Below are 2,462 nucleotides of genomic sequence, written 5' to 3' on the forward strand. Positions count from 1 at the left end.
TCATCGTCATTCCTCCTGCTATCTTTTTCTATTATTCTACCTTATTTGATAGTAGATTTAAAACTTTGCAACAGAACCAATAAAAGTAATAAGCGGTGTTTCTTCTGCTTTCGGCTCATCTAATACTTCTCCTTCTGATTGATTCATTACTTGATTCTTCGTTACTCGGTACTCATAAATATTGGCAAAATCAGTCGCATAAATTAAAGAACCTTCTGAAGTCTGACGAAGATTCTTTAACGCACCACCACCTTGCACAAGGTTATGAGCTAATAATACATAATTTCCTTTTCCTAGTCGTTGTTCTGCCCGATAAGTTCCAACACCAACCATTAAATTTTCGTTGCTCATACCAGCCAAAATTTTGGTTTGAATAGACGAACTCGGAATATACACCGCACCGATTCCCCATTGGTTCACAAGATCCTCATAGTGTAACTGAGCTTCTGCAAATTCTTCCGCATGAACAGGCTGAATTAACAGTGGATTAAAAGAAGCTTTCGCATTTTTACTTTCTTGCTTTTTTTCTACTTGTTCTTCCTGCTGAATTGGCGAACGTAAGAGTTGACTACGATTGTCTGGCTTTTGCAAAATAAAATAGCCATAAGTAGTCGATCCTACAATAAAAAATCCAAATAATATCCAGATAATCAAAAAAGATTTTCTCCATTTATTCATGAATCATCACTCTTTTCTCTGAGCGATTGATTTTTAGTAAAGTATTCTGTAAATACTTGTTGAATCTCGACTTGTGAAGAGATCGTCCCCGCTTCTGTCGCTTGTAAAATATCTTGAAATAATGCTCTGGATTCTTCTAAAAACGCAAGAATATGAGCTTTTAGAACACTTCCATCTTCAATCAAAATATAATCTATACCATATTCACTATTGACAAATTCCTGTTTTGCTTGTTCCAACGACTCCTGATTTTCAGAAACAAATTGAGTAAAATCAATGAAATGATACTCATGTTTCCCTTCTAAGACTTCCTTGATATAATCACTTCTTCGCTTAATTCGTTTGAGGTATTCTTCCACACAAACTAAATAGCGTTGATAGTGATACATATATCCTTGAATATTTTTTTGATAAGGAATAGAAACTTTTGATAGATCAATTGCATCTAATAACTGATAATTGATTATCATCGTCTCTAATTCTGTCGTATAAACTTCTATTGTTTTGACAGGAGCATTAGAAGTGTTTAAGTGGTAAAGTAATAGTTCATTTGAAGTCAATGAATAATGAAGCACATTTAAAAGAAAATTTTTCGTTTGAGAACTGTAAATTTTGCGTTCATTTATTGTTCTTGTCATATTGATTTGCCCACCTTTGTAAACAAACTTTACAAAATAGAAAAAGCTAAACGCCTTTTCAGACGTTTAGCCTAAGTGGTTTATTTATTTACACGTTGTTTTTTTGTGTAAACAAAAGTACCTACTGCAATTACCATTACTACAGCAAATACACCAAATACCATTGCCCCATTTAACTCACCTGAAGTTTGTGGAATGCTTGCTTTAGCAACTTGTTGAGTAGGTGTACTTGTTGGTGTGTTTGTTTTGTTTGAAACAACTGGTTTCACTGTTTGATATTTATTCGTTAAATCATTGTGTTCTGCCACTTTTTTGCCAGTTTCGTCGTAAAGCTCTTCTGTCCACACATAGCTTGTGTTTTCATCGTCTTTTGACGTATCTACCAATGTATCGATCACTTCTTTTTCATTTTCTGCTTGAGCGACAAAATCTTTATCTGTTTCAAATACAACTTGTGCTTTTTCGTAGTTTCCGTTTTGGATTCTCCAAAGTTTGATTTTTAGGTTGTATTTGTCATCTTTAATCAAGTTACCCAAGAAAATGTCATCGTGCATTGGTGTATCTTTTGCTGGCGTGAATGTTTTTTCACCATTGACAGTCGCTAAAGTACGGATTGTTGGTACTTTAACCAAGTTATTTGTGATAAATAATTTGCTCAATTGAATCACATTTGAACCGTTATTGATTGTATCTTCTGAAACAGTTAAGACTTTTAAAGGTTCTTTTTGACCTTTTTCCGTCACAGTAAACGTATATTCACGTTTTTCTGCGTCAAAATCAGAAGTAATTGTTAATGGTTTGATGATTTTATATCCTTCTGGCGCTTTTACTTCTGTTAATTCATAGTCACCATAAGGAATATTTTCAAATGCAAAGTAACCATCGTAACCATCTTTATTTGTCACTGTTTTGGTGCTGATTGTTTCACCTTTTGTGTCATTGATTGGTGTTAATTTGAACTCAATGCCGTTATAACCAGATTTTGTGCTACCTGATTTAGATTCAACGGTTCTGTTGCAAAGTTTTAAATAAAGAATAAAATCCCTTACGGCATCTATGATTTAAGCTGGGATTCCCAATAATACCTTGATTTCAGTACAGACCGAAAACCCGAAGAGAGTGCCTTCTTTTCGGGTTTTCTTATAT

Annotated in this window: 3 protein-coding genes; all 3 read right to left on the bottom strand. The window is 33.9% G+C overall.

The window, feature by feature from the left end:
- Nucleotides 1-57: 57 nt before the first annotated feature.
- Nucleotides 58-654: a class A sortase gene (locus DVW83_RS14505; protein ID WP_161569465.1), complete on the bottom strand. Its 597-nt coding sequence runs from the start codon at nt 652-654 to the stop codon at nt 58-60.
- 20 nt (nt 655-674) lie between these two features.
- On the bottom strand, nt 675-1,316 hold the full coding sequence (locus DVW83_RS14510; protein ID WP_123863203.1) for a hypothetical protein: 642 nt from the start codon (nt 1,314-1,316) through the stop codon (nt 675-677).
- An 80-nt stretch (nt 1,317-1,396) separates the two neighbouring features.
- A complete protein-coding gene (locus tag DVW83_RS14515) occupies nt 1,397-2,377 on the bottom strand; it encodes a SpaA isopeptide-forming pilin-related protein (protein ID WP_342353598.1) in 981 nt (326 codons plus the stop codon).
- Nucleotides 2,378-2,462: the final 85 nt, after the last annotated feature.

It is taken from the genome of Enterococcus sp. VV15 (assembly GCF_005236045.1).
GTDB classification, from domain to species: domain Bacteria; phylum Bacillota; class Bacilli; order Lactobacillales; family Enterococcaceae; genus Enterococcus_B; species Enterococcus_B durans.

What these genes read in the sequence shown, in the direction of transcription:
- DVW83_RS14510 (WP_123863203.1), bottom strand. Translation starts at nt 1,316, where the DNA reads ATGACAAGAACAATAAATGAACGCAAAATTTACAGTTCTCAAACGAAA.